This is a genomic window from Okeania sp., from assembly GCF_035285525.1.
Taxonomy (GTDB): Bacteria; Cyanobacteriota; Cyanobacteriia; order Cyanobacteriales; family Microcoleaceae; genus Trichodesmium.
Genome location: NZ_JAYKGW010000230.1, coordinates 26,203 through 52,637, shown reverse-complemented (window position 1 = coordinate 52,637; position 26,435 = coordinate 26,203). Strand labels below are relative to the sequence as shown.

22 protein-coding genes are annotated in these 26,435 nt (G+C 34.7%); 8 read left to right on the top strand and 14 right to left on the bottom strand.

From position 1 onward, the window contains the following. Positions 1–495: 495 nt before the first annotated feature. Entirely contained in the window at positions 496–2,073 is a 1,578-nt protein-coding gene (crtH, locus tag VKJ25_RS21860; protein ID WP_324238761.1) for a carotenoid isomerase, read from the bottom strand. Between the two features lie 813 nt (positions 2,074–2,886). Between crtH and upp the strand changes: the two genes are divergently transcribed. The 3 genes from upp (at position 2,887) to VKJ25_RS21845 (ending at position 4,458) form a co-directional block, all read left to right on the top strand. Continuing rightward, positions 2,887–3,537 carry a uracil phosphoribosyltransferase gene (gene upp / locus VKJ25_RS21855; RefSeq protein WP_324238760.1) on the top strand — a complete coding sequence of 217 codons (651 nt, stop codon included), beginning with the start codon at positions 2,887–2,889 and terminating at the stop codon, positions 3,535–3,537. Positions 3,538–3,759: 222 nt separating this feature from the next. Then, positions 3,760–4,065 carry a ssl2009 family thylakoid membrane protein gene (locus VKJ25_RS21850; RefSeq protein WP_324238759.1) on the top strand — a complete coding sequence of 102 codons (306 nt, stop codon included), beginning with the start codon at positions 3,760–3,762 and terminating at the stop codon, positions 4,063–4,065. A 108-nt stretch (positions 4,066–4,173) separates the two neighbouring features. Further along, a complete protein-coding gene (locus tag VKJ25_RS21845; RefSeq protein WP_324238758.1) occupies positions 4,174–4,458 on the top strand; it encodes a YggT family protein in 285 nt (94 codons plus the stop codon). Between the two features lie 182 nt (positions 4,459–4,640). On the opposite strand, the gene VKJ25_RS21840 is transcribed toward VKJ25_RS21845, so the two are convergent. From VKJ25_RS21840 to VKJ25_RS21795, 10 genes are all read right to left on the bottom strand, one after another. After that, entirely contained in the window at positions 4,641–5,102 is a 462-nt protein-coding gene (locus VKJ25_RS21840; protein ID WP_324238757.1) for a hypothetical protein, read from the bottom strand. Between the two features lie 487 nt (positions 5,103–5,589). Then, complete coding sequence (locus VKJ25_RS21835; protein ID WP_324238756.1) at positions 5,590–6,480, bottom strand: shikimate dehydrogenase; 891 nt, start codon at positions 6,478–6,480, stop codon at positions 5,590–5,592. Between the two features lie 317 nt (positions 6,481–6,797). Continuing rightward, positions 6,798–7,742 carry a F0F1 ATP synthase subunit gamma gene (locus VKJ25_RS21830; protein ID WP_324238755.1) on the bottom strand — a complete coding sequence of 315 codons (945 nt, stop codon included), beginning with the start codon at positions 7,740–7,742 and terminating at the stop codon, positions 6,798–6,800. A 428-nt stretch (positions 7,743–8,170) separates the two neighbouring features. Beyond that, positions 8,171–9,688, bottom strand: a complete 1,518-nt coding sequence (atpA, locus tag VKJ25_RS21825) for a F0F1 ATP synthase subunit alpha (RefSeq protein ID WP_324238754.1) — start codon at positions 9,686–9,688, stop codon at positions 8,171–8,173. A 234-nt stretch (positions 9,689–9,922) separates the two neighbouring features. Then, the gene (atpH, locus tag VKJ25_RS21820; protein WP_324238753.1) at positions 9,923–10,471 is read right to left on the bottom strand and encodes an ATP synthase F1 subunit delta; all 549 of its coding nucleotides are present in this window, start codon (positions 10,469–10,471) and stop codon (positions 9,923–9,925) included. Between the two features lie 2 nt (positions 10,472–10,473). Further along, positions 10,474–11,001 carry a F0F1 ATP synthase subunit B gene (locus VKJ25_RS21815; protein ID WP_324238752.1) on the bottom strand — a complete coding sequence of 176 codons (528 nt, stop codon included), beginning with the start codon at positions 10,999–11,001 and terminating at the stop codon, positions 10,474–10,476. Positions 11,002–11,264: 263 nt separating this feature from the next. Then, positions 11,265–11,750 (bottom strand): F0F1 ATP synthase subunit B', encoded by a 486-nt coding sequence (locus VKJ25_RS21810; RefSeq protein WP_324238751.1) that lies wholly within the window; start codon positions 11,748–11,750, stop codon positions 11,265–11,267. 118 nt (positions 11,751–11,868) lie between these two features. Beyond that, positions 11,869–12,114: an ATP synthase F0 subunit C gene (atpE, locus tag VKJ25_RS21805; protein WP_011611801.1), complete on the bottom strand. Its 246-nt coding sequence runs from the start codon at positions 12,112–12,114 to the stop codon at positions 11,869–11,871. Positions 12,115–12,484: 370 nt separating this feature from the next. Continuing rightward, on the bottom strand, positions 12,485–13,231 hold the full coding sequence (gene atpB / locus VKJ25_RS21800; protein WP_324238750.1) for a F0F1 ATP synthase subunit A: 747 nt from the start codon (positions 13,229–13,231) through the stop codon (positions 12,485–12,487). Between the two features lie 140 nt (positions 13,232–13,371). Beyond that, positions 13,372–13,845, bottom strand: coding sequence for an ATP synthase subunit I (locus VKJ25_RS21795; protein ID WP_324238749.1), 474 nt, complete (start codon positions 13,843–13,845; stop codon positions 13,372–13,374). A gap of 643 nt (positions 13,846–14,488) precedes the next feature. On the opposite strand from VKJ25_RS21795, the gene VKJ25_RS21790 reads away from it, so the two are divergent. Continuing rightward, a complete protein-coding gene (locus tag VKJ25_RS21790) occupies positions 14,489–16,312 on the top strand; it encodes an Eco57I restriction-modification methylase domain-containing protein (protein WP_324238748.1) in 1,824 nt (607 codons plus the stop codon). Here the strand turns inward: VKJ25_RS21790 and VKJ25_RS21785 are convergent. Continuing rightward, positions 16,278–16,964: a hypothetical protein gene (locus tag VKJ25_RS21785; protein WP_324238747.1), complete on the bottom strand. Its 687-nt coding sequence runs from the start codon at positions 16,962–16,964 to the stop codon at positions 16,278–16,280. The two genes, VKJ25_RS21790 and VKJ25_RS21785, sit on opposite strands and share 35 nt — an antisense overlap. 156 nt (positions 16,965–17,120) lie before the next feature. Beyond that, positions 17,121–18,305: a class I SAM-dependent methyltransferase gene (locus VKJ25_RS21780; protein WP_324238746.1), complete on the bottom strand. Its 1,185-nt coding sequence runs from the start codon at positions 18,303–18,305 to the stop codon at positions 17,121–17,123. 314 nt (positions 18,306–18,619) lie between these two features. On the opposite strand from VKJ25_RS21780, the gene VKJ25_RS21775 reads away from it, so the two are divergent. The 4 genes from VKJ25_RS21775 (at position 18,620) to VKJ25_RS24775 (ending at position 24,275) form a co-directional block, all read left to right on the top strand. Next, positions 18,620–19,714 carry a TauD/TfdA family dioxygenase gene (locus tag VKJ25_RS21775; RefSeq protein WP_324238745.1) on the top strand — a complete coding sequence of 365 codons (1,095 nt, stop codon included), beginning with the start codon at positions 18,620–18,622 and terminating at the stop codon, positions 19,712–19,714. Between the two features lie 380 nt (positions 19,715–20,094). Then, positions 20,095–22,821, top strand: coding sequence for a phycobilisome rod-core linker polypeptide (locus VKJ25_RS21770; protein ID WP_324238744.1), 2,727 nt, complete (start codon positions 20,095–20,097; stop codon positions 22,819–22,821). Positions 22,822–23,321: 500 nt separating this feature from the next. After that, positions 23,322–23,822, top strand: a complete 501-nt coding sequence (locus VKJ25_RS21765; RefSeq protein ID WP_324238743.1) for a hypothetical protein — start codon at positions 23,322–23,324, stop codon at positions 23,820–23,822. 18 nt (positions 23,823–23,840) lie between these two features. After that, on the top strand, positions 23,841–24,275 hold the full coding sequence (locus VKJ25_RS24775) for an ImmA/IrrE family metallo-endopeptidase (protein WP_375340365.1): 435 nt from the start codon (positions 23,841–23,843) through the stop codon (positions 24,273–24,275). 967 nt (positions 24,276–25,242) lie between these two features. On the opposite strand, the gene cobW is transcribed toward VKJ25_RS24775, so the two are convergent. Next, on the bottom strand, positions 25,243–26,289 hold the full coding sequence (gene cobW, locus VKJ25_RS21760) for a cobalamin biosynthesis protein CobW (protein WP_324238742.1): 1,047 nt from the start codon (positions 26,287–26,289) through the stop codon (positions 25,243–25,245). Positions 26,290–26,435: the final 146 nt, after the last annotated feature.

The following is a 26,435-nucleotide window of genomic DNA, read 5'->3' as shown; positions in this document are numbered from 1 at the left end:
GGTATTTGAGAAGTTGGAATTGAGTTAGCTATAACTAATATAGAAATTAATCCCAAAATGATTAATCCTATTAATAGAGTTATTTTGATCTGGCTTAAATTCCAACTATTAAACATAGAGCTATCCTATTGATAAACTAAACTCCTACAGTAAAATGTTAGAATCTGTTTTTATAAGTATCTGGACAGAATTAATTGTGAATTTTTTATTGTTATATAGTAGAGGTATCAAAAGGATTACAATTAAATTTATAGACAAATAATTTTGTCTACTTACTTGTCTATAAATTTACTCCTTTCTTCCTCCTTGTTATAGCAGATATCGTGAAAATGTAGTGCGGGAATCTTGCCCGCGCGGGTGTAAATCATAACAACCGAAAGTATTCTAACTTCTTCGTTCTTTCTGATTACTTTTTAACTTCTTCTTAACTTCTTCTTAACTTCTTCCTTCTTACTGTTTCCTTCCTCCTTCTTAACTTCTTAACTTCTTAACTTCTTAACTTCTTACTGTTTCCTTCTTCTTTCTTCCTTCTTTCAATCTCAAATCAACAGCAATTCTATGAGCGCAAGCAAAACCAGAAAATGCCACAGCATTTAAACCTTGACCAGGAAATGTACTATCTCCAACACAGTATAAACCAGGTATTGCAGTACGATTAAAAGGCATTCCTAATAAACCTTTTAACTTCCGCTGAGGAATAGGTCCGTAAGTTCCATCTTGTCGATTTAAAAATCTTTTATGAGACCGAGGTGTTCCTATTTCTATATGATCTAAACTTGCATCTAAACCAGGAAAAATATTTTCTAATCTAGAAATAACTCGCTTTGCTGCTGCTTCTTTTTTAGCTTGATATTCTGCTTGATTTAATCCTTGCCAATCTTCCATATAACTAGGTGTAAAAGTATGAAGAATATGATATCCTTCTGGGGCTAAACTTGGGTCTAATAATGTGGGAATAGAAACAAAAATTGTACCTTCTGAAACTTCCATTTTTTCCCAATTTTCTAAGAGAATATGATGACATTCTGTACCTTCGGGAAATACTCTGGCTTCTACTCCTAAATGCAAACTTAAAAAACTGGGTGATTTTTGATAATTACCACGCCATTTGATCTCACTTCGAGGTATATTTTCTTCAAGCATTAATTTACCAAAAGTATCCCATCTTGTGGCATTAGAAATAATCCGTTTACCTCGATAAACTTTACCATTAATTAATTTTACTCCTATAGCTTTTCCGTTTTCAATGATAATTTCTTTAACACGAGATTTATATCTGATTTCTCCCCCATTTTTTTCCAAACCTTCTACTAATTTTTGAGCAATTTTTCCCACCCCACCTTTAGGATAATTAATACCTCCATAATGTCGGTCAGAAAATACCATACCAGCATTAATCATTGGCGTTAAATCTGCCGGAACCACTGACCAACAATAACATTCCATATCAATAAATTTCAATAACTCAGAATCCTGAATATATCTACGGGCAACATCTCCTACATTTTGGGGTAAATACTTCAATAACCCCAAACAAGAACCAGGATTTTGCCAAAATGATTTCAAGAGATATTTTATTTCTTCTAGAGACAATAACTCCATAGAATTAAGACAATTAAATACTGCCCAACATTCGTCATAAAATTGTCTAATTCCTTTCCTTTCATGGGGAAACTTTTCAGTTAATTCTTCAAGAAATTTTTCATAATTTTGGTGAACTTTTAATTCTAAATTATTTGGCAAATGATAATGTATTTGTACCGGATCGGGAATTGTTTCGATACTAACATTCACCGCATCTAAAGCACGAGTTAGTAAATTTGTAGTGCCTTTTTTGCCAAAACCAAATATCATTGATGCACCAACATCAAATGTGTATCCTTCTCTTTCAAAATAACCGGAACTTCCACCAGGAATAATATAACTTTCTAAGACTATAACTTTAGCTCCTTTAGCTACAAGTTGAGTAGCTGTAACTAAACCACCCATACCAGAACCAATTACAATTGCATCATATTCAGATATTGTCGGAAATTTATCAGTTAATGAGGGAGATGTGATAGATATTGCCATAATAAACTTTTGATACTTTTCTTAATTTTAATCTATTACTGATAATAATGATTTGTGTAAAAAAAATTGTAGGGTTTGGTTTTCAAACCCCTACAATAAAATATTACCGAAATAATTAAACAATTAAATAATTCGCGCCTTGAAGCCTCCGCCTTTTAAGGGTAAAAAGCGGTCGTCAGCGGAGCTTCCCGAAGGGTGAGATAGATGGGTTCCCTAACCATATTTAATCGACCAAGAAAAATAAATCTTTTCCTTTTAGCAAATCCTCTCCCTAAAAGGCAGAAGTAATTATCCATTATCCATTATCCATTAAAACTTGTCTCAGTCTAAACTAAAATGACTATAAATAGCTAATAGATAACTGTTCAATGCTTTGACGATAATAGGGAAAATAAACAAGACTTACACAGAAACCCGGTTTTTGTATAACTCCTGATAATATTAGAAAAATATTGATTAATTTGCACATATTTGTGTGTGATAGTTTAAAATTAATCAGCACTTACGCATTTTTAACTTTTAAAGACTAAACTATAACGTTATAGTTTTTGTTTAAACTCTATATTATGTAGTGTCTCTGTGTAAGTTATAATAATAGGACTTACACGGGAGGAACCCGGTTTCTAGGAGAAATCCTTGTTTTGAGCAATAGAAGTCTATGAGAAACCGGGTTTCTGGGTTCATCTGCGTAAGTTATAATAAATTAGTTATTATCAAAATGTTTTTAGAGGGTTACTCACAATCCCCATAACCAAAAAGATTCTGACTTTTAACTTACGACTTCTAACTTCGTTAAGAGAAACTTGCAAATTTATGGCTCCACAACTTCGTGTTTATGTCCCACCCCATCCATTGATCAAACATTGGTTAGGTGTAGCTCGTGATGTTAATACACCCTCTTCTCTATTTCGCTCTGCAATAACAGAATTAGGCAGATGGTTAACTTATGAAGCAATTCGAGATTGGTTGCCTTTAGTAGAAACTACTATACAGACTCCTTTAGCTGCATGTCCTGCTACTTTTGTTAACCCTCAAATTCCGATGGTAGTAATACCTATTCTCCGAGCTGGTCTAGGATTATTAGAAGGCGCTCAAACTGTCCTACCCTTGGCATCTGTCTACCATTTGGGAATGTCTAGAAATGAAGAAACTCTTGAAGCTAGTTGTTATTTGAATAAGCTTCCCCCTGAATTTGATCCTAATGTTCGGGTTTTGATTTGCGAACCAATGTTAGCTACTGGTGGGACAATGATGCAGGTGATGGCTGAATTAACGAACCTTGGAGTTAACCCCACTGCTATCAGAATTATTTCTGTAGTAGCTGCTCAACCTGCTCTACAAAAATTAGGTACTACTTATCCTAGCTTAACTATTTATACCGCAACTATTGATGAGACTGTCAATGATATTGGTTATATCGTACCTGGCCTTGGTGATGCAGGTGATCGAATTTTTGGCACTTAGTAGTTACAGTCCAGGATGCTAATTGATAACTGAAATGACTCGTAATTTATAATTTTAATTTGGTTATTATAATATTTTTTAGTAAAAAAAATATTATAATAACCTTTATAATGAAAAATTAACCTATAGAAACCTAGTAAATCTCTTTTTCTCATAAGCTTTGGTCTTCATAGGTAATTTCTTAAGTAAACAGCATCTAAAACAATTAGCTTTTTGCTAAATATGAGTAATAAAAATGGTTTTGCAAGTGGTTTGATAGCAGGTATAGCATTTGGTGGCCTGGTAGGTGGATTATTTGGAGTTTTAATTGGAGCAAGGATATCTGATGATACTGAAGCAGAAAACTTATTGGATAGGCAAGACAATGAAAAACAAACATCTACCAAAGAAGCAGAAGCTATAGAAGAAACTCGCCAAAGTTTAGAGGGTAAAATAGCCAAGTTGAACCAGGTCATTGATGAAGTTCGCCAGCAAATAAATGGTGTAAATGGAACTTGGGAAAAGTCAGAGCGATCGCCTTCTGAGTAAAAATTAAGTAGATTTTATACATAACTTTATGTCTCTACATGGGACAAATCTGTGCTAAACTCTATTAGATAACTTATTAGTTTTTTTTGTAGTTTCAAAATAATATTTATGAATGCTTCCATAGGACTATTAGCCCAGACATTATCAACTTTTGTCAGTTTCTACTTGGTTTTAATGTTCATTAGAATTTTGTTAAGTTGGTTCCCTAACATTAATTGGTATGATCCACCATTTTCTGTATTGAGTCAGTTGACAGACCCTTATCTTAACATATTTCGCTCTATTATTCCGCCTTTAGGAGGTATTGATTTTTCTCCTATAATTGCTATCTTTGCTCTCCAGTTTGCTGCTCAACTTTTAACTGGATTACTAGGCAGTATAGCAGTTTATTAATTTCAAATAAAAATTACATTAGGTTACACCTAAAAACTTTTGAGGCTAATAAAAAAACAAGTATTTACAAAAAATATCATGTTTCAAAAATTAGTTATAAAAAGTCTGGTGTTTCCTATCGAACTTTAGCGCTACAAGTATGCTTGTGGCGCTAAAGTTATCCACAACAAATAACCTAATTACTAAAATCCATCAAATTCTTCAATAGTTTGCTCCCATCGAACTTTATGGGAAAACCCAGATGATTTAAAATTCTTAAGTTTTAAGGGAGTGGGTAGATTTGCTGGTACTGAAACTCTAATTTCAAAATCAGTACTGCTAAATGGGAGTACTTCTTCAATAGAACCAAGTCTACCACGATTTTCCATAACATTGTTGTTATTAGCATCATAAATACGGCCAAAAACATCAGCATCATATACAGGTTTACCAGAATTATTTTTAGCTTTTCCACTGATAATAAAGCAGTTAGCTGCCATACTCGAACCACTGGTAATTGCCCCTTTTCCTAGCTCTGTAGGACAATCTTTGTACTCTAAATCATATAATTTCAGTTCAATTGCCCAAGCTGGACTACTCCACAGCCAAATAGCTATTGTAATTAAGATAGAGATAATAATATTAGGTAAGAATCGTGATTTCATATTATTAAAATTTAGACTTAGTATAATAACTTTAACTTATCTGAGAAAGATTAGCACAATCAAAATAAATTATTACAGTAGTTTCAGAGTAGAAGCTTATTATTCTATTCAATAATGGATAATGGATAATGGATAATGGATAATGGATAATGGATAATTGATAATTGATAATTACCTCTCCCTAAAACGGATAGGACTGAATAAAAGGAAAAAATTTATTTTTTTCCCCTATCCAAGCGGAGGCTTAAAGGCGCGAATTATTTAATTGTTTAATTATTTAATTATTAATTATTCGGTAATCTTAGTAACACAAGCATCTTCCTTGTTACAGTCTGGAAGGCTGAACAGGAAAGCAGAGTAGAGGCCTATTTGTAATCCTAGTAACACAAGCATCCTGCTTGTTACAGCCTGGAAGGCTGTGTTACCAAGCCAATCTTTAAGTCTAGCTCACCATCCTCATGTATTACTGTAAATTACGAATATATTTTTAATCAGTCAACCCTAAATGTTCACGTAAAGAACGACGCATAACATCCACAGGTACAGACTCTTTTAACCATAATTCTAAAGCAGCAGCCCCTTGTTGGACTAACATTTCTAAACCGTCAATAGCGATCGCTCCCCTTTCCTGAGCTTGCTGAATAAATTTAGTCGGATTAGGAATATAAATTAAATCATAGACTATTGCCCCTCGTGACAAATTATCAAACATTGCCTCATCCACCGGATATTCTTGAATATTGGGGTACATTCCGACAGGAGTCGTATTAACCAACAAATCTGCTTTAGTAATTAAGCTTGACAAATTATCCCATTTGTGTATGGTAATATTTACAGGCAGAGGAGAATTAAGCCAACTTTGCTGAAAAGCCCTTAATTTATCTTCTGAACGACCAACAACATGAATCTCAGCCAAACCCAACTCAGCACAACCCGCGACAACTGCACGAGCAGCACCACCATTACCCAAAATTACCGCAACTTTTTGATGCCAATCCCAATTATAAGTTTTTAGTGGAGCTAGAAATCCTGTAACATCAGTATTAGTCCCTGCCCATCCTTTATCTATTTTATAAACGGTATTAACCGCTCCCACTGCTTCAGCAATATCCGATACTTCCGATAAAAGTGGAATTATTGCTTGTTTGTGGGGAATAGTAATACTAAAACCCTGGACCCCAATAGCAGAAAATCCAGCAATAGCAGTTGTTAAATCTTCTGGTTTAATAGGAAAAGGTAGATAAACATAATCTATTAAATTTTGTTGATTTTTTTGATTATTTATTGCTTTAATTGCAGCATTGTGCATTAGGGGAGACAAAGAATGTTCAACCGGATAGCCAATTACTCCTAATAATTTTGTTTTACCTGTAATCATATTTTTTTGAGTAGGGGAGTAGGGAAGTGGGGGAGCAGGGGAATAATTATAGAATAATGAAAATATAAAATATATTTATTAACTAGACTCTATGATAGACATCCCCAATAATAAAAAATAAAATCAATTCTGATCAGAAATTATCAATTATTTCTCCGTGTTCCCTATTCCGTATTTCCTCTTTGACTTTGACCAGAGGAAAAAGTTGCAAAAATACGCCTGAGTTATCCCAGACGTATTTCCAATATAATCTTCAAAATTCCAGCTATCTCAAACAAAGACAAAGATTCTTTGACGACTTATAACTAATAACTCAACTAGAGAGCTTCCGCGCCACCGACAACCTCAAGAAGTTCTTGAGTAATCGCAGCTTGTCGAGCCTTATTATAAGAAAGAGTTAATTTACGAGCCAAATCACTAGCATTATCACTAGCATTGCTCATAGCAGTCATTCGAGATGCTAACTCACTAGCAGATGATTCTTGCCACGCTCTTAATAACTGATTAGTCAAAAATAATGGTAAGAGAGCTTCTAAAATTTGAGTAGGCTCTTGCTCAAAAATCATGTCACGAGGTAAACTTTTAACAGGTGCAGGTACAGTTTCTCGTGATACTTCCCAATGACCATCTTTACTGGTTAAACGGAAAATTTCATCATCGTGAACTTCCAAACCTTGAGGATCGAGAGGTAACAAAGTTTGAATTGCTGGTTTAGAACTAATTAGTGAAATAAACTTAGTAAAAACTAATTCTACCCTATCCACTGAACCTGCTAGAAAACTCGCCAGAATTTCATCAGCAACTACAGAAGCATCATTAGCCGTAGGAATTTTTTCCGGGTTATCATAAGTATTTATAGTTGGAACTTCACGACGTTGAAAATATTGAATAGCTTTACGTCCAATTATCAAATACTTGCAGTTAATTCCTTGTTCTGTCAGTTCACGGGCCCTAGTTTCTGCCAACTTAATAACATTAGCATTATAACTCCCACATAGACCACGATTTCCAGCAATTACTAATAACCCAACTGTTTTTACCTCCCTTTTTTGGAGCAGGGGTAAATCTAGATTTTCAAACTGTAAACGTTGAGCAAGTCCATATAAAACTTGAGCAAGGCGGTCAGCAAAAGGTCTTGTACCAATTACTTGTTCCTGCGCACGACGTACTTTCGCTGCTGCTACGAGGCGCATTGCTTCTGTAATTTTTCTTGTGTTTTTGACCGACTTGATGCGATCGCGAATAGCTTTTAAATTAGGCATTGTTTTTAAATAAGGAAGAAGGAGGAAGGAAGAAGAAGGAATAAGGAAGAAAATCTTTGACTTTCTCTTAATTTATCAACCATATTCAACTTTACTGAAAAGCCAGAAAAGAAGGAAGAATAAATAAGGAAAATTCTTGACTTTTTCTGATCGGTCAACTATATTCTACTTTCTGAAAAGTTCTGTATATACCAATCCTCAAATCGTTGATGAGAAACTGTAGGGGTTTGGTCTCCCAACCCAAGCCATAATGGGATATGGAAACCAAACCCATACCATAAAAACGTTACAACATCATTGTGGATTGCTATAGTTTCTTTCCAGCACTTAGTTGCTAAATTTATCTAAACTAATAATTTAGTGGCTAATTGTTTTTCTACCATTAACAACTAACCACTAATTATTGATACCTGAAAGCAACTAATCTACTAAGCTGATACTAAGAATGTCTGCTTATACTCAGCGATACCCTCTTTCAAAAGAGCTTGTGCGTCATCAGTTAGTACCTTTTTAGTGTTGATAATTTCACCAAACTGAGGCTTACTGTTGTTAAAGTAATCTATTAAACCAGCAATAAACTTAGTTACTTTCTCCAAAGGAATATCATCCAAGTAACCATTAATACCAGAATAAATTACTAATACCTGTTCAGGAAGTGTACGAGGTGAGTTTTGAGGTTGCTTCAAAATTTCCCGTAAACGTTGACCCCGTGCTAGTTGGTTTTGAGTAGCCTTATCTAAATCAGAAGCGAACTGAGAAAATGCTTCTAACTCAGCAAACTGAGCCAACTCTAACTTGATTTTACCAGAAACTTTTTTGATAGCTTTAGTTTGAGCCGCAGAACCTACCCTAGATACAGAAATACCAGCATTTACCGCTGGACGGAAACCTGCGTTGAATAAGTCACTAGACAAGAAGATTTGACCGTCAGTAATAGAAATTACGTTAGTAGGAATATAAGCGGAAACGTCACCTGCTTGAGTTTCAATAATTGGTAGAGCAGTCATACTACCTCCACCAAGTTTGTCATTCAGTTTAGCAGCTCTTTCTAGAAGACGGGAGTGGAGATAGAATACGTCTCCTGGATATGCTTCACGACCTGGTGGACGACGTAATAGTAAGGATACCTGACGATAAGCTTGAGCTTGCTTAGAAAGATCGTCATAAATGATCAAAGTCGCCTTACCTTTGTACATGAAGTATTCAGCAATACTCGCACCAGTGTAAGGAGCTAAGTATTGTAGAGTAGCTGGGTCACTAGCGTTAGCTGCAACTACAACTGTATAATCTAGTGCGCCTTTATCTTCTAAAGTACCTACTACTTGAGCTACTGTGGAAGCTTTTTGACCAATAGCTACATATACACAGATAACATCTTCGCCTTTTTGGTTAATAATAGTATCAATGGCGATCGCTGTTTTACCAGTCTGTCTATCACCAATAATTAATTCTCGCTGACCTCTACCAACAGGAATCATAGAGTCAATCGCAGTAATACCTGTTTGCATTGGTTCGTGAACAGAACGGCGATCAATAATTCCTGGAGCTGGAGACTCAAGTAGACGGCTTTCAGTAGTTTCGATATCTCCCTTACCATCAATTGGACGACCAAGGCCATCAACCACTCGACCAACTAATGCTTCCCCTACTGGTACTTGAGCAATTTTACCTGTGGCGGTTACAGTAGAACCTTCTTGGATTTCTCTACCTTCACCCATTAATACTGCACCAACATTGTCCTCTTCTAGGTTTTGGGCAATACCTACAGTACCGTCTGCGAACTCTACCAGTTCTCCGGCCATTACTTTGTCTAAGCCATAAATCCGAGCAATACCGTCACCTACTTGGAGAACAGTACCAACGTTAGATACTTTTACGTCTTGTTCGTACTGTTCTATTTGGTCACGAATAATTTGGCTAATTTCGTCAGGTCTGATTGATACCATTTTTATTTTCTATTGTCAAGTTGTTTTACACAAATTTATCAATTATTGTATAGCAGTTACTAGGGATATTAGGAAATTCCTAACACTCTCAAATATAGTCACAGCGATAATTTAACTTTTGAATGCTATAGCTAAGAAAAAAAGGACATAGAATCACAATTAATCTTAATAAATTAGAAATTTTTTCCAATTGTTCCCTGTTCCCTGTTCCCTATTTCCCTGTTCCCTGCTATACTATACTGCTTTGAGGCTAATACCAATTCGGCGTAGTTGTCCTTGTAAGCTAGAGTCAATTATCTGAGACCCTATTTTGATAATTACCCCACCAAGTAAACTTGGGTCAATCTTAGTTTCCAGTTCCACACCCGCTGCACCAGTCATTGACTTAACTCGTTCGCGGACTGTATTTTGTTGGTCTTCATTTAATTCTATTGTGGAGGTTACTTCTGCTAAAACAGTGTTATTAAATTTCCGCAATAGAGCTAAATATTGTTTTCCTATCTGTTCTAGAAAAATAATTCGACCTCTATCAATGAGCAGCATTAAAAAATTACGCATCAACGGATCTACTTCCTCTCCCACCATGCGTCGTACCACTGCTTTTTTATCCTCTGGCTTAATAACTGGATTTCCCAAAAATTTCTTCAACTCTGGAGATTCAGTCATAATATTAATCAAGCCACGCACATCTTCGGCAAATCTTTCAGTTAATTCTTTTGATTCAGCCAAAGACATTAGAGCTGCTGCGTAGGGTTCTACGATTTCACCAGCAATTATACTCATAATTAACCTCCCAATAACCCTATGCTACGATCTACTAATTGTTGCTGGGCATTCTCATCCAAAGTTTCTTGTAGTCGAGATTCTACTTGTGCCAATGCTTTAGATGCTACAATTGAGCGTAGTTGAGCAACCGCCCTATTTCTTTCAGTATCCATTTCTTGGCTAGCAGTAGCTTTCATCCGCTCAATATCTGCTTCAGCTTGCAGTGCAATTTTCTGTTTAACTTCCTGCGCTCTGGTTTCAGCAGTAGCTATAATTTTTTTGGCTTCTGCTTGAGCTTGTTGCAAGTTTTGTTGTTGCTCTGCTAATGCTGCTGCTGCTTGCTGTTGACGCTTTTCTGCTTCTGTGATTGCCTGTTCAATAGTAGCGCGTCTTTCACCAAGAATTTTCCCAATGAAACCTGGCGCAAAATAGAGCAGAGCAGCAATTATAATTCCTAAATTAATTAGGTTTGTGTCTAAAATATCCAGGTTTAGACCAAAACCTTCTTCTGCACTAGCTTCTGTAGCTAGCCATAAAACATTTATCATGATATTCTGTAATAGGTCAGCCCTTACCAATGGATAATTGATAATTAATCAATCTGATTTAAAGCAACTCCAATTAAGGAGAAAAATTGCTAGGAGATTTACCTATATTCAATTCCCTTACGGTTTTAATCACAGGTAATTATCCATTAATTCATTATCCATTATCAATTAATGAAAAGCCTTTTATTCTCTTGTTGGATGTTAAGCTTAGTAATAGCAGTCCGAGCAAATATTAGAATATTGTTGTTAAATTCTAAATTTGTCTATCTGACCAATTCTGGTCCTAATAGTTTTTCGAGAATTTGGCGACTGAGAGAGTCTACTTGTGCATCTAACTGTTGCAAAGCTGCTTCCTTTTCCCGTTCTATTTCTTGAGCTGCTTGTTCTCTCTTTGCCTGTGCTTCTTGTTGAGCTTCAGCAAGTTTAGTAGTTGCTATTTTCTCAGCTTCTGCTTGAGCTGCAGCAATAACCTTTTGAGATTTTTTCCGGCTTTCTGCTAACTCTTGCTCGTATTGTGCAGCTAACTGTTTCGCCTTTATCAAACGTTCTTCTGCTTTTAGTTGATTATCGCGAATATAATCTGCACGAGAATCTATAGCATTACCTAATGGCTTATAAAAAATTTTGTCTAAGACAAAAGCCAGAAGTAGAAATTGAATTGCCATTATGGGTAGAGTGGCATTAATATCAAATAAACCACCCTCTTTGGCTACTTCTTCAACAGCCAGTAAAATTGTCGAGTTGATCATTTTTTCTTATCTTTGGTGGTTCCCATAGTTTCTATAAGTGTTTGATTTCAAGATTTTAGATTTTGGATATCTAAAATCTAAAATCTAAAATCCCTACTTCCTATAAATCAGGTTTTTCTTATGCAAATGGGTTAGCAAATAGTAACACCAAAGATACAACTAGACCGTAAATTGTTAAAGCTTCCATAAATGCCAAACTTAACAATAGAGTGCCTCGAATTTTTCCTTCTGCTTCTGGTTGACGAGCGATACCTTCTACAGCTTGACCTGCTGCATTACCTTGACCAATTCCAGGACCAATAGCACCTAAACCTACAGCTAGAGCAGCAGCGACAACGGAAGCAGCAGCAATTAATGGATCCATAATAATTCTCTTTCCTTTTTTGTTTAACTTAAAGTACGAACTTGACGATTTTAAAGACATTGATTACACTGTAGTGCAACCAACTACACAATGGTCACTGTTTTAGATGAATTGATGTAACGATCAAAGTGGAGCGTGAAACTGAACCTGTTCAAATTTCTGGCTTTTATCTCACATCACTCATCAACTCTGATTTTTAGTTTTGACATCTCCAGGGCTTCTCACACCCTAGATTCTTCTTTTTCTGGGATTTTTTGACTTTACTATTTTCAATCTATATGAACCTAGTAACTTTTCATCCCACTAACAGGTTAGAATATCAGACTTTGAGTTTTTTTAAGCAAGTTTTTTTCTACTGCCTAATTAATTCTTAGTCGTGATGTTCGCCGTGTTCTTCTAATGCTTCTCCGATGTAGTTAGCAGCTAGGGTAGCGAAAATTAGTGCTTGAATCGCGCTTAAGAATAAACCCAAAACCATTAGTGGAACGGGAATAAACAAAGGCACTAACAGAACTAGCACTCCTACTACTAATTCATCTGCGAGAATATTACCAAATAAACGGAAGCTTAGAGATAGAGGTTTGGTAAAGTCTTCTATGATCTTGAATGGGACCATAAAAGGTACTGGTTCCGCATAACCAGCAAAATATCCTAAGCCTTTTTTACTGATACCTGCATAAAAATATGCTATGGAAGTCAGTAATGCCAATGCCACTGTTGTATTAATGTCGCTGGTGGGGGCAGCTAATTCTCCGGAAGGTAATTCTACTACTTTCCAAGGGACTAAAGCTCCTGACCAATTTGACACAAATATGAACAAGAACAACGTACCAACAAATGGTACCCAAGGGCGATAATCTTTTTCACCAATCTGGTCTTTGGTTAGACTGCGTATAAATTCCAGGACAGATTCCATGAAATTTTGCATTCCACTGGGGATGCGCTGCACATTGCGTGAGGATACAAAAGCAGCTAAAAGTATCAGAGCAATTACAAACCAAGATGTGAGTATAATTTGCCCATGTATTTTGATGCTACCTAGCTCCCAGTAGAAATGCTGGCCAACTTCCAATTCAGCCAGAGGTAAAAAGTTAATAGTGTTTAAAACATCTAGCATTTTGGTGATCAGGCTTCCCGATTTATGTCAAGGTGTGGATTTAGCTATTAGCTTTCAGCTATCAACTTGTAGGGCTGAATGGCCATTCAGCCCTACTGTTAAAATAATCTTGATGACTGCTGAGAGCTGACCGCTTTTTTTTATGAGTTAGGCATGAAGGATGTGCGGACTACATATATTATGAGGGCTGCTTTGTAAGTCAGAAATCCTAGGAAAATCGGTAAAATTTTTAGCTCATTTAATTGAGTTGCTAATATTATTAACCCCACAAAGATAGCTAGTCTGGTTTTACTTAGACCTCCTGTTTCTCTGCCAATACGTTCAACATCTTTAGCCAACATTCTTAAGTAAACCACACTTGTCGCTGCTCCTATCAAATAATTAAGAGCAATGTTTAGGGAGTAAAAAACCCAGACAAAGATAAATATTATACCTGTGATTGTCAAGGTAATTACATATAATTCCTGTTGGAGTTTGTAATATTCTTGTATTGAAGGATTTGGTTCTGCTGGTATGGTCCCTGCTTCTGAAGTATTACTTTCAACAGTCCCTACTTCTGAAGTATTACTTTCAACAGTAGTTATGGGTTCTGGTGATGTATCAGATAAATTCACAAAACTTTAGATACTAATCACAAGTTGTAGGCTTTTTTTATATGCCAGGAGCCATCATACCATGTTGGGGTCAACTTATTTAACATTTTATTTATAAGTCATAAGTCAATATTTATAAGTCAAAAGCTCAAAGAAATGGACTTAATCTGTAGAGAATATAGCAATTCCTGCACTTATTAGGTAAAATTATCGTCCCCCTAAATTGCCCATTGTCACGCTCAGAAAAATGGATGTAGAGATGGGGAGATGGGGTGAGGTTTGCATACTTGCACAATACAGATATATTTCATATAAATATTCTCTGGCTACAAAGAATTAGCCCTGCCTAAATTCTCCTTAAAAAGTTATCCCTTATAATCTTATTAAAGATATGTAGTTTCCATTATTTTTAAGATTGCTAAGTAGGGTTTGCAAAATTAATTGTATAAGTTAATAAGCAAGATTAATTTCACATTATTATTAGACATCTCCAATCTTATCAATAAATTATCAATTTTTCCTTTCTGTTCCGTATTACTTTTTCCTTCCATACCTCTCTCAACTAGGAAATTAATTTTTCTCAACTAGGAAATTAATTTTGCCCAACTACTTATATGTTATGTTATATTTCAAAGGAAAAAATTAAGTTATCAAGATAACTGAAATGAAATTCAACTATCTCTACGAGACAAAAATCATTACAAATAATCAGAATAAACCATATATAACTTCAGAATTTCAAGATGTTTTCTATAGTTTAGTTGTCAAACTGAAAAACTCTCAATTAAAAGACTTTTTGATTGAAAATATCCTTGACAATAGCACACAAAATATTAAATTAGATGTAACCAACCTAGAAGTATTTGCTAAATCTCGATCGCCCCGTTTAGGAGCATTCTATACTTCTGATAATTTAGTCAATAAAATTATTTCACAAATCGAAATTAAACCCTATTTTAAATATTTAGACCCCGCTACTGGTACTGGCAATTTTGTTTTGATATTAGCCAAAGAACTACTAACTAAATATTCTTTTGATTTTGTAGATGAAATATTAAATTTAATCTATGGATTCGATCTAGATTGGGAAGCACTAGAAATTTGTAAAGTTCGGTTTTTATTAGAACTAGAGAAATTTTTTAAGATTGACATTTCTACTTATCAAAACCTTAATTTTTATCAGACTGATTTCACTGTAAAAGCTACACAGGGATTTGACTTTATTAATGATTTTAACATTATCTATAAAGATTCAAAGCAAGTAATAAATATTAAAAAAGATCTAAAGTTTGATTATATTTTTGGCAATCCACCTTTTATCACTTTTTACGGCAGACGTAGTAAAAAATTACCGGAAAGTCATAGAAAATATTATTTAAGCAACTATGAGTTTATTCCTGATTCAGTCAAAAATGGTAAATTAAATTTGTATATGTTTTTTATTGAACATGGTTTGAATCTGCTCAAAACAGGTGGGGATTTAATTTACTTGTTAGATAATTCCATTTACGAAACCTCAGCTTATTATTTGCGTAAGTGGATAATTAAAAATTTCCAAATTAAATATATTCAGATGGGTTTAACTAATTTTGAGAATGTCGCTAGTGGTCAAACAATCTGGCATATTAGGAATATTTACCCTGAAAAACCTGTTTTAATAGAAGATTTTTCTCAACATAAAATTCGGGAAATAGATCGGGATAAATGGTTGAAAGATGTGGAATGTAGGATCGGTATATCTGATTACAACTCAATTTTAGATAAGCTTGCTCAGAATAAACTATTGGTTGACTATTTTCCCAGAAAATCAATTAGAACCTGTTGTATGTTGTTAAATTTAACTGAAAAATTTTTAGTTACTAAAGAAGATTATCAAAGAGATAAATCTGGATTAATTATGCCTTATCTAGAAGGAGGAAAGTCTTTATTATCTCCAGATAAACCTTTTGAATTTTTTCATTATCTTAAATATGATTATGAATTACAACTTCGACTTAGCGAAGAAATTAGAGTGAAATTGGATAAAGAAGGTATTAAAAATAAAAAGCGTATTGGTTTAGGTCAATTGGAAATTTACAGATCGCCTAAAATTTTTATTCGACAGTCAAGCGATCGCTTAATTGCCAAATTTACAAATGAAAATTTGATGGCAAATAATAGTTTATATGTATTAACTCCTATTTATTCTAATTTTAGAAAGGAAGACTGGGAAAATATTTTAATTTATACGGAACTTTTACTTAACTCTAAATTATATTTATATCTAGCGTATCAGATGAATATTATTAGAAAAAATCCTAAACAGCAACCTCAAATTAAAGTTAGCGATCTAAAAAGATTACCTTTTTGGTTGGATGAAAAAAGTTTATTTTTTAAGGAAGTAATTAGTATGATAGATAGAAATAAAATTGATTCTCTGATTTACCAAGAATTGAAATTTACCGATCGAGAAATTAGCGAGATAGAGTCTTTTTCACTTCTTGTTTGACATTATCAAAATCAGATTCTAATCTATTGATTTCTTTTTCTATCTTTTGCTGCTTTCTGACTAAAGAAGCTTGTACTTTTTCTTTTAGTAAATCAATAAAGTCAGTTAAACTCCGACGTTGAGGAGAAGAAGCATAATTAACTTGTAATTGATTATTTGGCTGAATCCTAAAAGAAGAATTAATATCTTTCAACAGAAAAACATTAACCATTTTACTTGTGGGAGTTTCTACAAATCTTAAACCATTTTCATCCTGAACATAAGCCAATTGACAATATACAGCAAAATAATTTCCATTCTTGAAAAAATCTAGAAATTTTTTGTAAGTTCCCATATCTGGATTACTATCTTTGTAAACTGCATTTGTGGCTTTGATATCTATCCAAATTAATTCTTGTTCCTGCTTGTTAAACTCATATATAAAATAAATATCATAGGGATTTTTTGTTGCTCCTTTAGGAGAACCTGCAACTTCAATAATTTTTTCTTGCTGCTGTGCTATATCAACAAATTTATCTTCTAAAACATCACTTATCTCTGCGCCAGCTCTAGAGACTGCTCTAATGGGTAAAGTAGAATTTTCGGAAATTATTTGTTGAAAAATTGTATCGATAAAATTAATAATTATATCTTCTTTTTCCTGCCACTTCATATTGATAAAAATTTCGACTATTGATTTGTGAAAAGAAAACTGTAGGAGTTTGGTCTTCAAACCCAAGGAATAATAGGATTTGGAGACCAAACCCCTACGATAATTTGAAATTTAGTTACAGTAATTAATGTAGGAGCGAATGGCCATTTACCCCTACTAGCTAGGATTTAGTAAAATCAAAAGTCTCGATTGAAGCGATCGCACAGTTTCTAGTCCTATGGGCAAATTTGTTAATATTTCTCCTACTGTCTTTGTCCCTTCATCACAAGCTTGTAAAAATTCATATTCTTCTCTTGACAAATTTACCAATTTATAGTCACCATCAAATATATTTTCGCTCGGCCACCCCTGGATACAAGGACTTAATTGGGATATTGCTGTGCTAAGAACTTGATCGTCAGACCAATCAACTCTATCTAGAGGTGGTCTCCCCAAGAAAAACTCGTAATGACTAATTTGGGGATCTAATAATTCAATCAAACGATAACGTTCCTGGTCATTCAAATCAATTGTTCTATCTATTAATTCTGGAGATTTTCCTAGCAGTCGTTTTATATCCCAATATTCCCAATTGGAAAATCCCAGAAATTCTAGACCAGATGCTTCTATCAGCTCAAACAAAGTATCTATATTGTAGTCAATCTCCTGGGGATGGACATACATATCGGCAAAACATTCGTCTCGTTTATTTTCAAAAGCCCATCTTTCCTGTTCATATTTGACAAGACGGTTATTCTCTGGTAAAGAAGCAAAAAGTTGCCGTCCGATTTTTACTCCATCTTTATAGTTGCCTCGTTTATTGCCTTGAAGCATAGCGATCGCCTGCTGCATGAGTCTAATTTCCCAACGTCCCAACTCTGCATAGACAAAGATGTGCATAATTCCACCAGGAGCTAACTTCAAAGCTAAATTTTGGATACCTTTAATTGGATCGGGTAAATGGTGCAACACCCCTACAGAATTAATAAAGTCAAACTCTCCTTCCAGGTTACACACATCATATATGCTGAGGTGATGAAACTCGACCCGCGAAGCTCCCGAACGTTGACATCTTTCCTTAGCTACCTCCAAAGCACCACTACTTAAATCTATTGCAACTACAGATGCTTCAGGGTTGAGATGAACTAAGTAGTCTGTACTAGAACCTGTACCACAACCTGCATCTAAAATTCTAATATCTTGTTGTTTCGGTGTTTGACCAGTACAGAAACTATAAGCTACTGGCCAGCTCCAGCGCCAGTTATATCCTGGAGGTGGTTCATCTACTAAGGGGTCTGGAGGAAATGGGAAAATATCGTAGAGTCCCTCAACCGCAGAACTAATATTAAGTTTGTCTTTCATATTTGAGTCAAAAATTAAGATTGAGTGTAGGAATACAGATAATTGTTGATGATGTTGTTGCGAAAACTTAATTTTGCTACACAAAAGTTAAAAGAATTAATTAAGAATGAGTTGACTACTTTTTAGCCCTGATGATTTAATTATCCTGTCTAACCAGGAGTCAGGGAAAATTTTTATGGTCAAGTCCTTCAATTATCAACAATTACTTAACAAAATTTATTATTTTCTCTAAGATAAACGACCATAAATCTATATAACATAATATTGAACGGTAATCACAATTAAGTCTGACTCCTGTATATGGGGGTAACTCTATGATGAAACTCAATGAAGACAATCAACCATATAAAGAATTGAATCAAAACCTTTTTATGGTAAGTGCTAAACAAAACTGCACTAATTTTGAGTCCCTAATTAATTATCTCAATCATCATCAATACGAAGTTGAGTCTGCTTTGAGAAATTATGGTGGTCTAGTCATTAGAGGATATAAAGTGAAAACTCCTGAGCAGTTTCAGCAGGTGGGGTTGAGTATTTTTCCCAATCTGCAAAATCAATATCCTGGTGGGGCACCTCGTCATAAAGTTGCGGAATATGTCTGGACTGCTTCTGCAGTACCAAGTTATTTATCAATTGCTGGTCATACAGAATTATCCTATTCGCCATCAGACCAACCTGCTCATATATTATTTTTTTCCCCTCAAGTTGCTACAAGTGGGGGGGAGACTCCAGTTATTAATATGAAATCGGTTTTATCAGACTTACCTGAAGATTTACAGGAGAAGTTTTCCGAAAACAATTTGATAACAAAGTTTTTTTGGGTAAGTATGGAGAAGAAATTATTTGACGTGCGATTATGGGAGTGGGGTAAGTTTCGTTATCCGAAATCTTGGAAGACTGTATTTAACACTGAGGATAAGGGTTTAGTTGAAACAAAATGCTTTGATGCAGGAGGACAGACTGAGTGGCTTACTGATGATAACTTAATTGTTTCTTGTGCGATGCCAATAACTAGCTCTCATCCTATCACTAAGGAAACTGTCTGGACAGGATGGTTTCCTTGGTTTCATATTTGGGGTATTTGTATTGATGCTTGGTTTGTTGCTAACTACCAAAGACAATTCAGGAATTGGTTAGTGTTTCTTATCTTATTTTTAATCACATTTGGGCAAATTTGTCTCGAAAAATTGATTCGGAATAATTACAAATACAGAGTTTTGGATGTAGCATTTGAAGATGGTTCTAATTTATCTTTTTGGGATGTTTATTCTATCGTCAAGAGTTATTGGAAAAATACAGAATTATTTTCCTGGCAAGAGGGAGATATAATAATTTTGGATAATTATAGTATAGGTCATGGTAGGCTTTCTTTTACTGGGGAAAGAAAAGTTTATGTAGCTTTTGGTTAAATTATGTCTTCTGTAAAAGCATTAAAACCAAAAAAATGATAAATTATTGATTTGGTTTTAATATCAGCTTTTATGGCAGAAAATGTCTTAAGATTTACCTTAAGAAAACTATGTCTTTTCTCAAAGGAAAGCCTGCTTAAAGTATCATAAAAATTCAAAGTTAAATAGGTAGGCAAATAGCTATTAGTATTCATCCCTTCCTCCAGAATGCTGCGCCAACAGCTTTGACTGGGTTGTGATAATTTTTAATTCTTTTTGGAGGCTAATTTTCCTGACAAAATAATGAATTAATAACTCATAGCTGATAGCTGATAGCTAACTGCTCAATACTTAAAAATAGAAGCTGTAAAAACTTTAAAATAAGGAGCGATAAAAATTAAATGACTGTTAAAGCAAGTGGTGGAACTTCAGTGGCACGCCCACAACTATATCAAACCGTACCAGCATCAACTATTTCTCAAGCGGAACAACAAGACCGCTTTCTAGGAAAAGCAGAACTCAACGAACTAAAAACATTTTTTAGTTCAGGTGCTAAACGTTTAGAAATTGCTCAAATACTAACAAATAATTCCGAAAGAATTGTTTCTGTAGCTGCCAATACTATCTTTACTGGTGGTTCTCCTCTGGCCTACTTGGAAAAGCCAGATCAACGAGAAATGGCCATGAGTGCTGTTAGTGCTAAGACAACCTCAGTTTCCGATGTGACTTATGTTGAGAAAAAGAGTGGAAAGAACCCACTTCAATCTCTGGGTAATCTGTTCACTAATTTCACTGCCAGTAGTGGTGGCCCTATACCTGCTGGCTTCCGGCCCATCCCTGTGTCTAAGTATGGCCCGGCTAATATGACCAAATCTTTGCGGGACTTGTCTTGGTTCTTACGGTATATTACTTATGCGATCGTGGCCGGAGATACTAACATTCTCTCAGTTAATGTCCGGGGTTTAAGAGAAATTATTGAGAATGCTTGTTCTACAGCAGCTACTATTGTGGCTCTCCAACAGATGCGACAAGCTTCTATTAAATATTTCCAACAAGACAAGGAAGCTAAGGACATTGTTGCTCAATATTTTGATGTAGTTTTAATAGAGTTTCGTGGAGCAACACCTTCTAATAAGCAACGTCAAGGTCAAAGTTCAAGTCAGCAAGGGTTAGAATTACCACAAATTTACTTCAATGCTGCGGAAAGACGACAAAAATTTGTGATGAAACCTGGTTTATCTAATTTTGAAAAACAGGATGTCATTAAAGCAGCTTATCGTCAAGTATTTGAAAGAGATATTACCAGAGCCTACAGCCAAAATATTTCTTATCTAGAATCTCAGGCTAAAAACTGCGAAATCTCCATGAAGGAGTTTATTCGTCGTTTAGGTAAATCTCCTCTGTACCGGAAACAGTTCTATGAAGGATTTGTTAATAGTCGGGTAGTAGAACTAGCAACTCGTCACTTCTTAGGTCGGGGTTTAAGTTCATCAGAAGAGTTTAGCAAATATTTCAACATTGTTACTAAAGGTGGTTTGTCTGCTTTAGTGGATGCTATTGTAGATTCTCAAGAATACTCTGATTATTTTGGAGAAGAGACTGTACCATATTTGCGTGGTTTAGGTCAAGAGGCTCAAGAATGTCGGAACTGGGGAGTACAATTTGACTTATTTAACTATAGTGCCCCTTTCCGGAAAGTCCCTCAGTTTATTACTTTATTTGCTGATTATAATCAACCTTTACCAGACCAACACGTTTATGGTCAAGGTAATGATCCATTAGAAATTCAGTTTGGGGCAATATTCCCGAAAGAAACTCGCAACCCCAAAAACCGTCCTGCACCTTTCGGTAAAGATACTCGTCGGATTTTAATTCGTCAGGGCGCTGGTATTGATAATCAAATTAGTAATCCTGGTGCAAGACCAAAAAATCCTGGTTCTTTAGGTCCGAAGGTTTTCAAGTTGGATCAACTTCCTGGTGGTTATGTTGGTAGTGGTTTCAAAAATACTGGTGGTAGCAATGGTGCTAGCATTAAATACTCTGAAGTTTCTACTCAAAAAATTATTACTGCTGCTTACCGTCAGGTATTTGGTCGGGATGTTTATGATGGTCAACGTTTGAAAGTAGCAGAGACTAAACTTGAAAATGGTGATATTACTCTTCGGGAGTTTATTCGCGCTCTGGCAAAATCTGACACTTTCAGAAATACATACTGGACTTCTTTGTATGTATGTAAAGCAGTTGAGTATATTCATCGTCGGTTATTAGGTCGCCCCACTTATGGTCGTCAGGAAATTAATTCTTACTTTGATATTTGTGCTAAGAAGGGTTTCTATGCTCTAGTTGATGCCATTATTGATAGTCAAGAATATAATGACGCTTTTGGAGAAGATACTATTCCTTACGAACGTTACTTAACTCCTGCTGGTTTATCTTTGCGAAATACAAGGGTAGGTAGCATTGGGGATAAAAATCTCCAAGTTAAGAAAGAAGTTACCCCAAGGTTTGTGGAGTTAGGAACTCCTGGAGAAGTTCGCAGCGAACCTGATGTTGAGAGTCGAGTTATTCAAGGTGTTAACAAACAACGGGAACAGTCTAAGGTATTTAAGTTGACAAGCACCCAAGATAAGCAACAGTTGAAGTTAGTTGTTGCTGCTGCTTACCGTCAAATTTTTGAGCGTGATATTGCTCCTTATATAGTTAGAACAGAATTTTCTTCTCTGGAAAGTAAGTTAGGGAATAATGAAATTAACCTCAAAGAGTTCATTGAAGAATTAGGTTGTTCTCAACTTTATGTTAAGGAGTTTTATACACCTTATCCTAATACTAAGGTGATTGAACTTGGTACTAAGCATTTCTTAGGTCGCGCTCCTCAAAATCAAGTTGAGATTCGGAAGTATAATCAGATTCTAGCAACTTCGGGTATTAGGGGTTTTATCGGCGCTATGGTTAATAGTGTTGAATATGCTGAACTGTTTGGGGAAGATACTGTTCCTTATCGTCGTTTCCCAACTCTTCCTGCTGCTAACTTCCCGAATACTGAAAGATTGTATAATCAGTTGACTAAGCAAAATGAAGATTTGGTTATACCTAGTTTTGAACCAGTAGTTGCTACAGATCGTAGTTAAGCTGTTAGTTATTTCTGGGTTTTATTATTTTTTGTTCCTCTGCTATAAATCTATGGCAGGGGATTTTTTTAGTAATGAGTGGTAACACAACCTTCTAGGTTGTTAGAGCAAATGAAGGCTGTATTACAAAGATAGATAATTTTTAAAGTGTACCTCACTATCCTCAAAAGTACCGTAAGATTGTTAATTACTATAGGTTTTTATAGCAGGGGAATTTTTTAGTTGAAGTCAGAAGTTAGACGTCAAGATGAAAGTTAGTTTTTTTTTGAAGTTAAAAAGGTTGAGGTAAGTTCTACTGATTTTTATCATTAGGACTTACGCAGAACCGCCATATCTAGGGAATGATATTTGCGCTCTACGAATAGCGTGTTGAAAAATTTGCGTAAGTTCTAATCTTATCAAATAAATGTTGAAATAAGGTTAGTCTGATACTAAATTTAATGATTGAAATAAGGATTAAGATTATCAATATAAGTATTAGTACATAAGGAGGATTGAACATGACAAAAACACTGACAATGTCTGACCTCTATACTAAACTTTCTCAGGTTGGTTTAGACCATAAGTATGTCAGAGAAAATGGTTTACCGAGTTGGTGGAATGATCGACTTAATAGTAAACCTTTTGCTGTTTTAGAAGGTGCAGGTTACATTGCTGCTCGGCTTAATCTTGAGTTAAAATCCTTATTTGATGAAGAGGAAGTTAGATTTAATCTTTTGCCTCATACTAACTTTAAAAAATGTAGTAGTAAGAATAAAAAACGTCCTCATGTAGCTCAAGCTCTAGCAAGTCGAGTAGCTGATTTAATTACATCTGCTACAGAGCTTAATTTTACTATTTTACCTAACAATGTTAAAGAAATTAGGGAAGAAATTTTAAGAGATGCTCTAACAATTAATTTAACTTCTTTACTGAAGTATTGTTGGAGTAAGGGGATTATTGTTGCTTATTTTAATCATTTTTCTAGATCAACAAAAAAATTTGCTGCATTAATTCAATAGCAATCTTCATCTCCTGTTATTATTATTAGTTCAAAGCCTACAAATTCTGCTAGGTTAGCTTTCAATTTAGCACATGAATTAGGACATCTAGCATTAGGACATTTAGAAGAAGGTGTCTTAGTAGATGAAGATATTCAGTCTGAATGTAATGATAAAGAAGAAAACCAAGCTAATAAGTTTGCCACTGAGTTATTATTAGATAATTATGATAATTGTTTAAAATATAACCAGATTCATAACAACAAACAATTAATTCAAAAAGCTAAAGAAAAAGCTAGAGAAAATCCGACTCTTGAACCTGATTCAATCATTCTAAACTATGGTTGGCATAATGGAAATTGGGCTTTTGTTAATACAGCTTTAAAAAAATTAAATCTGGAAGCTAATGGTCAACAGATTGTTAATGAATATTTGGCTGATAGGTTAGATTGGGATATATTTAATGATGAATGAAAGCTATGAATATTTAGAGGAGGTGTTAGGAGTTTAAATTTTGCAGGTTTCATTCTACTGTTTGGATGATGACATAATTCATAAACTAGCTACTTGTGATTTATTTTAGGATACTTTAAACAGTCTTGATATTGAGCCTAAAAAGGTGAAAATACTGGAGACTTTTCCGGATAGATGGAAAAATAAAATTAGGCGTAAAAGAAGTAATCAAGAACTAAGTCGAAAAGATATAGATAAAGCATTAAAAGTGGTTGATAATTTATCAATTGTTTCTGAGGATAAATTTAATAGTAGTATGAACAATGTATACTTTCAACTGTCTGAGTATAATAGAAGAAGTAATGATAAAAAAAATCAATCGATCAGGGAGAAGCACTTTTAATTAGTTATGTCAGTATTCTCAATCAAAAGGGAGGTAATCATTATTTTTTAACAGGCGATAAAAGGTGTTTAAAAGCTTTAAACAATTGTGGGTTAAGTGATGTAATAGAGTCACTTCAGGAAAAATTTTGGTGTCTAGAGCAGTTAATATTAAAGAATATTGAAAAAAATGCCTTTGAAAATGTGAAAAATAAAATTGTTCCTGTTAATTATTGCGATAAGGCTTTAAAAAATGTTTTTTCTAACGAAACACAACAAGATAGTATATGTACTTTAATAAATTACATTGAAACCTTGAGGAAAGATATTGGTAATCTATTGAATACTTATGGGAATAAGTAGGGTTTGCTAATTAAATCTAAAACTATTTACGGATATAAAGTTTTAGCCTTTTTAGATATCAAAAAATGTAAGCTTTTAGGTTGATCTGGTACGGTTACTGAAAAATCAAAAATTTAGTATTTTGGGCAAGAGTTGCGCAGAAAAGTGAAGAGAGTATTATGAACGAATATTTCCTGTATAACTCTCATTTATTTTGATATCCTTCCTCACTTCTACCCATTACTAAAATACTTTTTCATATAACCTAATTAGATAATTTATTACCAAACTCAGATTGAATTTTTTCTAGTTCCAAAAACTTACCAATTACCACTAATTTAGTTTGCTTAATCTCATTTTTTTGCCAAAGACGATCATAAAAATAATCAAAGCGATCGCCTACCCCTTGCAAAACTAAACGCATAGATTTATTCGGCACTGCCACAAAACCTTTAATCCGATAAATCTCATTATTTGCCACTAAACTTTTCAACTTTTCAACTAACTCTTTTGGTTCAAACTCTTCATCTAAAATTAAATTTACCGAATTAATTTCATCATCATGTTCGTGTTCTTCCTCGGTATCATGGTGACTAGGACGAGAATCTAAATTCTCCTCAACTGCTGCATTAAAACCTAACAATAAATCTGGATTAATTTCTCCTCCAATACAAGGAACTATTTTCACAGTTTTAGGCAACTGTTCTTTTAACCAATTTTGCACCTTATTAGAAGTATTTTCATCCACCATATCAACCTTAGTTAATAATACCAAATCAGCACAAGCTAACTGGTCTTCAAATAATTCCTCAATAGGCGTTTCATGGTCTAAATTTGGGTCAGCTTGACGTTGAGCTTCCAAAGCATCAATATCTCCCACCAAACTACCATTTGCCACTGCCTCACAATCAACCACAGTTACAACTCCATCCACCGTAGCAGCAGTTTTAATTTCCGGCCACCGAAATGCTTGAACTAGAGGTTTTGGTAATGCTAACCCAGAAGTTTCTATCAAAATAGAATCAATTTTTTCCCGACGTTTTAATAGTTCTTGCATAGTCGGAAAAAATTCTTCTTGTACAGTACAACAAAGACAACCATTTGTTAGTTCAACAATGTTATTATTAACATCTTCCTCATCACAAACTTGACAGGAACGTAACAAATCTCCGTCTATACCAACTTCACCAAACTCATTTACTAAAACTGCTATGCGACGACCTTGATTATTTTGTAATAAATGACGAATAGTAGTAGTTTTACCACTACCTAGAAAACCTGTAATTACAGTAACTGGAATTTTAGCACTCATAATGTTATTATTATTTAGGGAACAGGGAACAGGGAACAGGGAACAGGGAATAGGGAATAGGGAATAGGGAATCCAGAAACCCGGTTTCTCAAAGAAACCGGGTTTCTTCGCGTAAATGCTTACCAATAATTCCTATTTTTCCTAAT

Coding starts and splice junctions, on each gene's coding strand:
- cobW (WP_324238742.1), bottom strand. CDS start 26,289: ATGAGTGCTAAAATTCCAGTTACTGTAATTACAGGTTTTCTAGGTAGT.
- atpH (WP_324238753.1), bottom strand. CDS start 10,471: ATGAGTATAATTGCTGGTGAAATCGTAGAACCCTACGCAGCAGCTCTA.
- VKJ25_RS21840 (WP_324238757.1), bottom strand. CDS start 5,102: ATGAAATCACGATTCTTACCTAATATTATTATCTCTATCTTAATTACA.
- VKJ25_RS21815 (WP_324238752.1), bottom strand. CDS start 11,001: ATGATAAATGTTTTATGGCTAGCTACAGAAGCTAGTGCAGAAGAAGGT.
- VKJ25_RS21845 (WP_324238758.1), top strand. CDS start 4,174: ATGAATGCTTCCATAGGACTATTAGCCCAGACATTATCAACTTTTGTC.
- crtH (WP_324238761.1), bottom strand. CDS start 2,073: ATGGCAATATCTATCACATCTCCCTCATTAACTGATAAATTTCCGACA.
- upp (WP_324238760.1), top strand. CDS start 2,887: ATGGCTCCACAACTTCGTGTTTATGTCCCACCCCATCCATTGATCAAA.
- VKJ25_RS21765 (WP_324238743.1), top strand. CDS start 23,322: ATGACAAAAACACTGACAATGTCTGACCTCTATACTAAACTTTCTCAG.
- VKJ25_RS21830 (WP_324238755.1), bottom strand. CDS start 7,742: ATGCCTAATTTAAAAGCTATTCGCGATCGCATCAAGTCGGTCAAAAAC.
- VKJ25_RS21770 (WP_324238744.1), top strand. CDS start 20,095: ATGACTGTTAAAGCAAGTGGTGGAACTTCAGTGGCACGCCCACAACTA.
- atpA (WP_324238754.1), bottom strand. CDS start 9,688: ATGGTATCAATCAGACCTGACGAAATTAGCCAAATTATTCGTGACCAA.
- VKJ25_RS21810 (WP_324238751.1), bottom strand. CDS start 11,750: ATGATCAACTCGACAATTTTACTGGCTGTTGAAGAAGTAGCCAAAGAG.
- VKJ25_RS21780 (WP_324238746.1), bottom strand. CDS start 18,305: ATGAAAGACAAACTTAATATTAGTTCTGCGGTTGAGGGACTCTACGAT.
- VKJ25_RS21850 (WP_324238759.1), top strand. CDS start 3,760: ATGAGTAATAAAAATGGTTTTGCAAGTGGTTTGATAGCAGGTATAGCA.
- VKJ25_RS21775 (WP_324238745.1), top strand. CDS start 18,620: ATGATGAAACTCAATGAAGACAATCAACCATATAAAGAATTGAATCAA.
- VKJ25_RS21790 (WP_324238748.1), top strand. CDS start 14,489: ATGAAATTCAACTATCTCTACGAGACAAAAATCATTACAAATAATCAG.
- atpE (WP_011611801.1), bottom strand. CDS start 12,114: ATGGATCCATTAATTGCTGCTGCTTCCGTTGTCGCTGCTGCTCTAGCT.
- VKJ25_RS21785 (WP_324238747.1), bottom strand. CDS start 16,964: ATGAAGTGGCAGGAAAAAGAAGATATAATTATTAATTTTATCGATACA.
- atpB (WP_324238750.1), bottom strand. CDS start 13,231: ATGCTAGATGTTTTAAACACTATTAACTTTTTACCTCTGGCTGAATTG.
- VKJ25_RS21835 (WP_324238756.1), bottom strand. CDS start 6,480: ATGATTACAGGTAAAACAAAATTATTAGGAGTAATTGGCTATCCGGTT.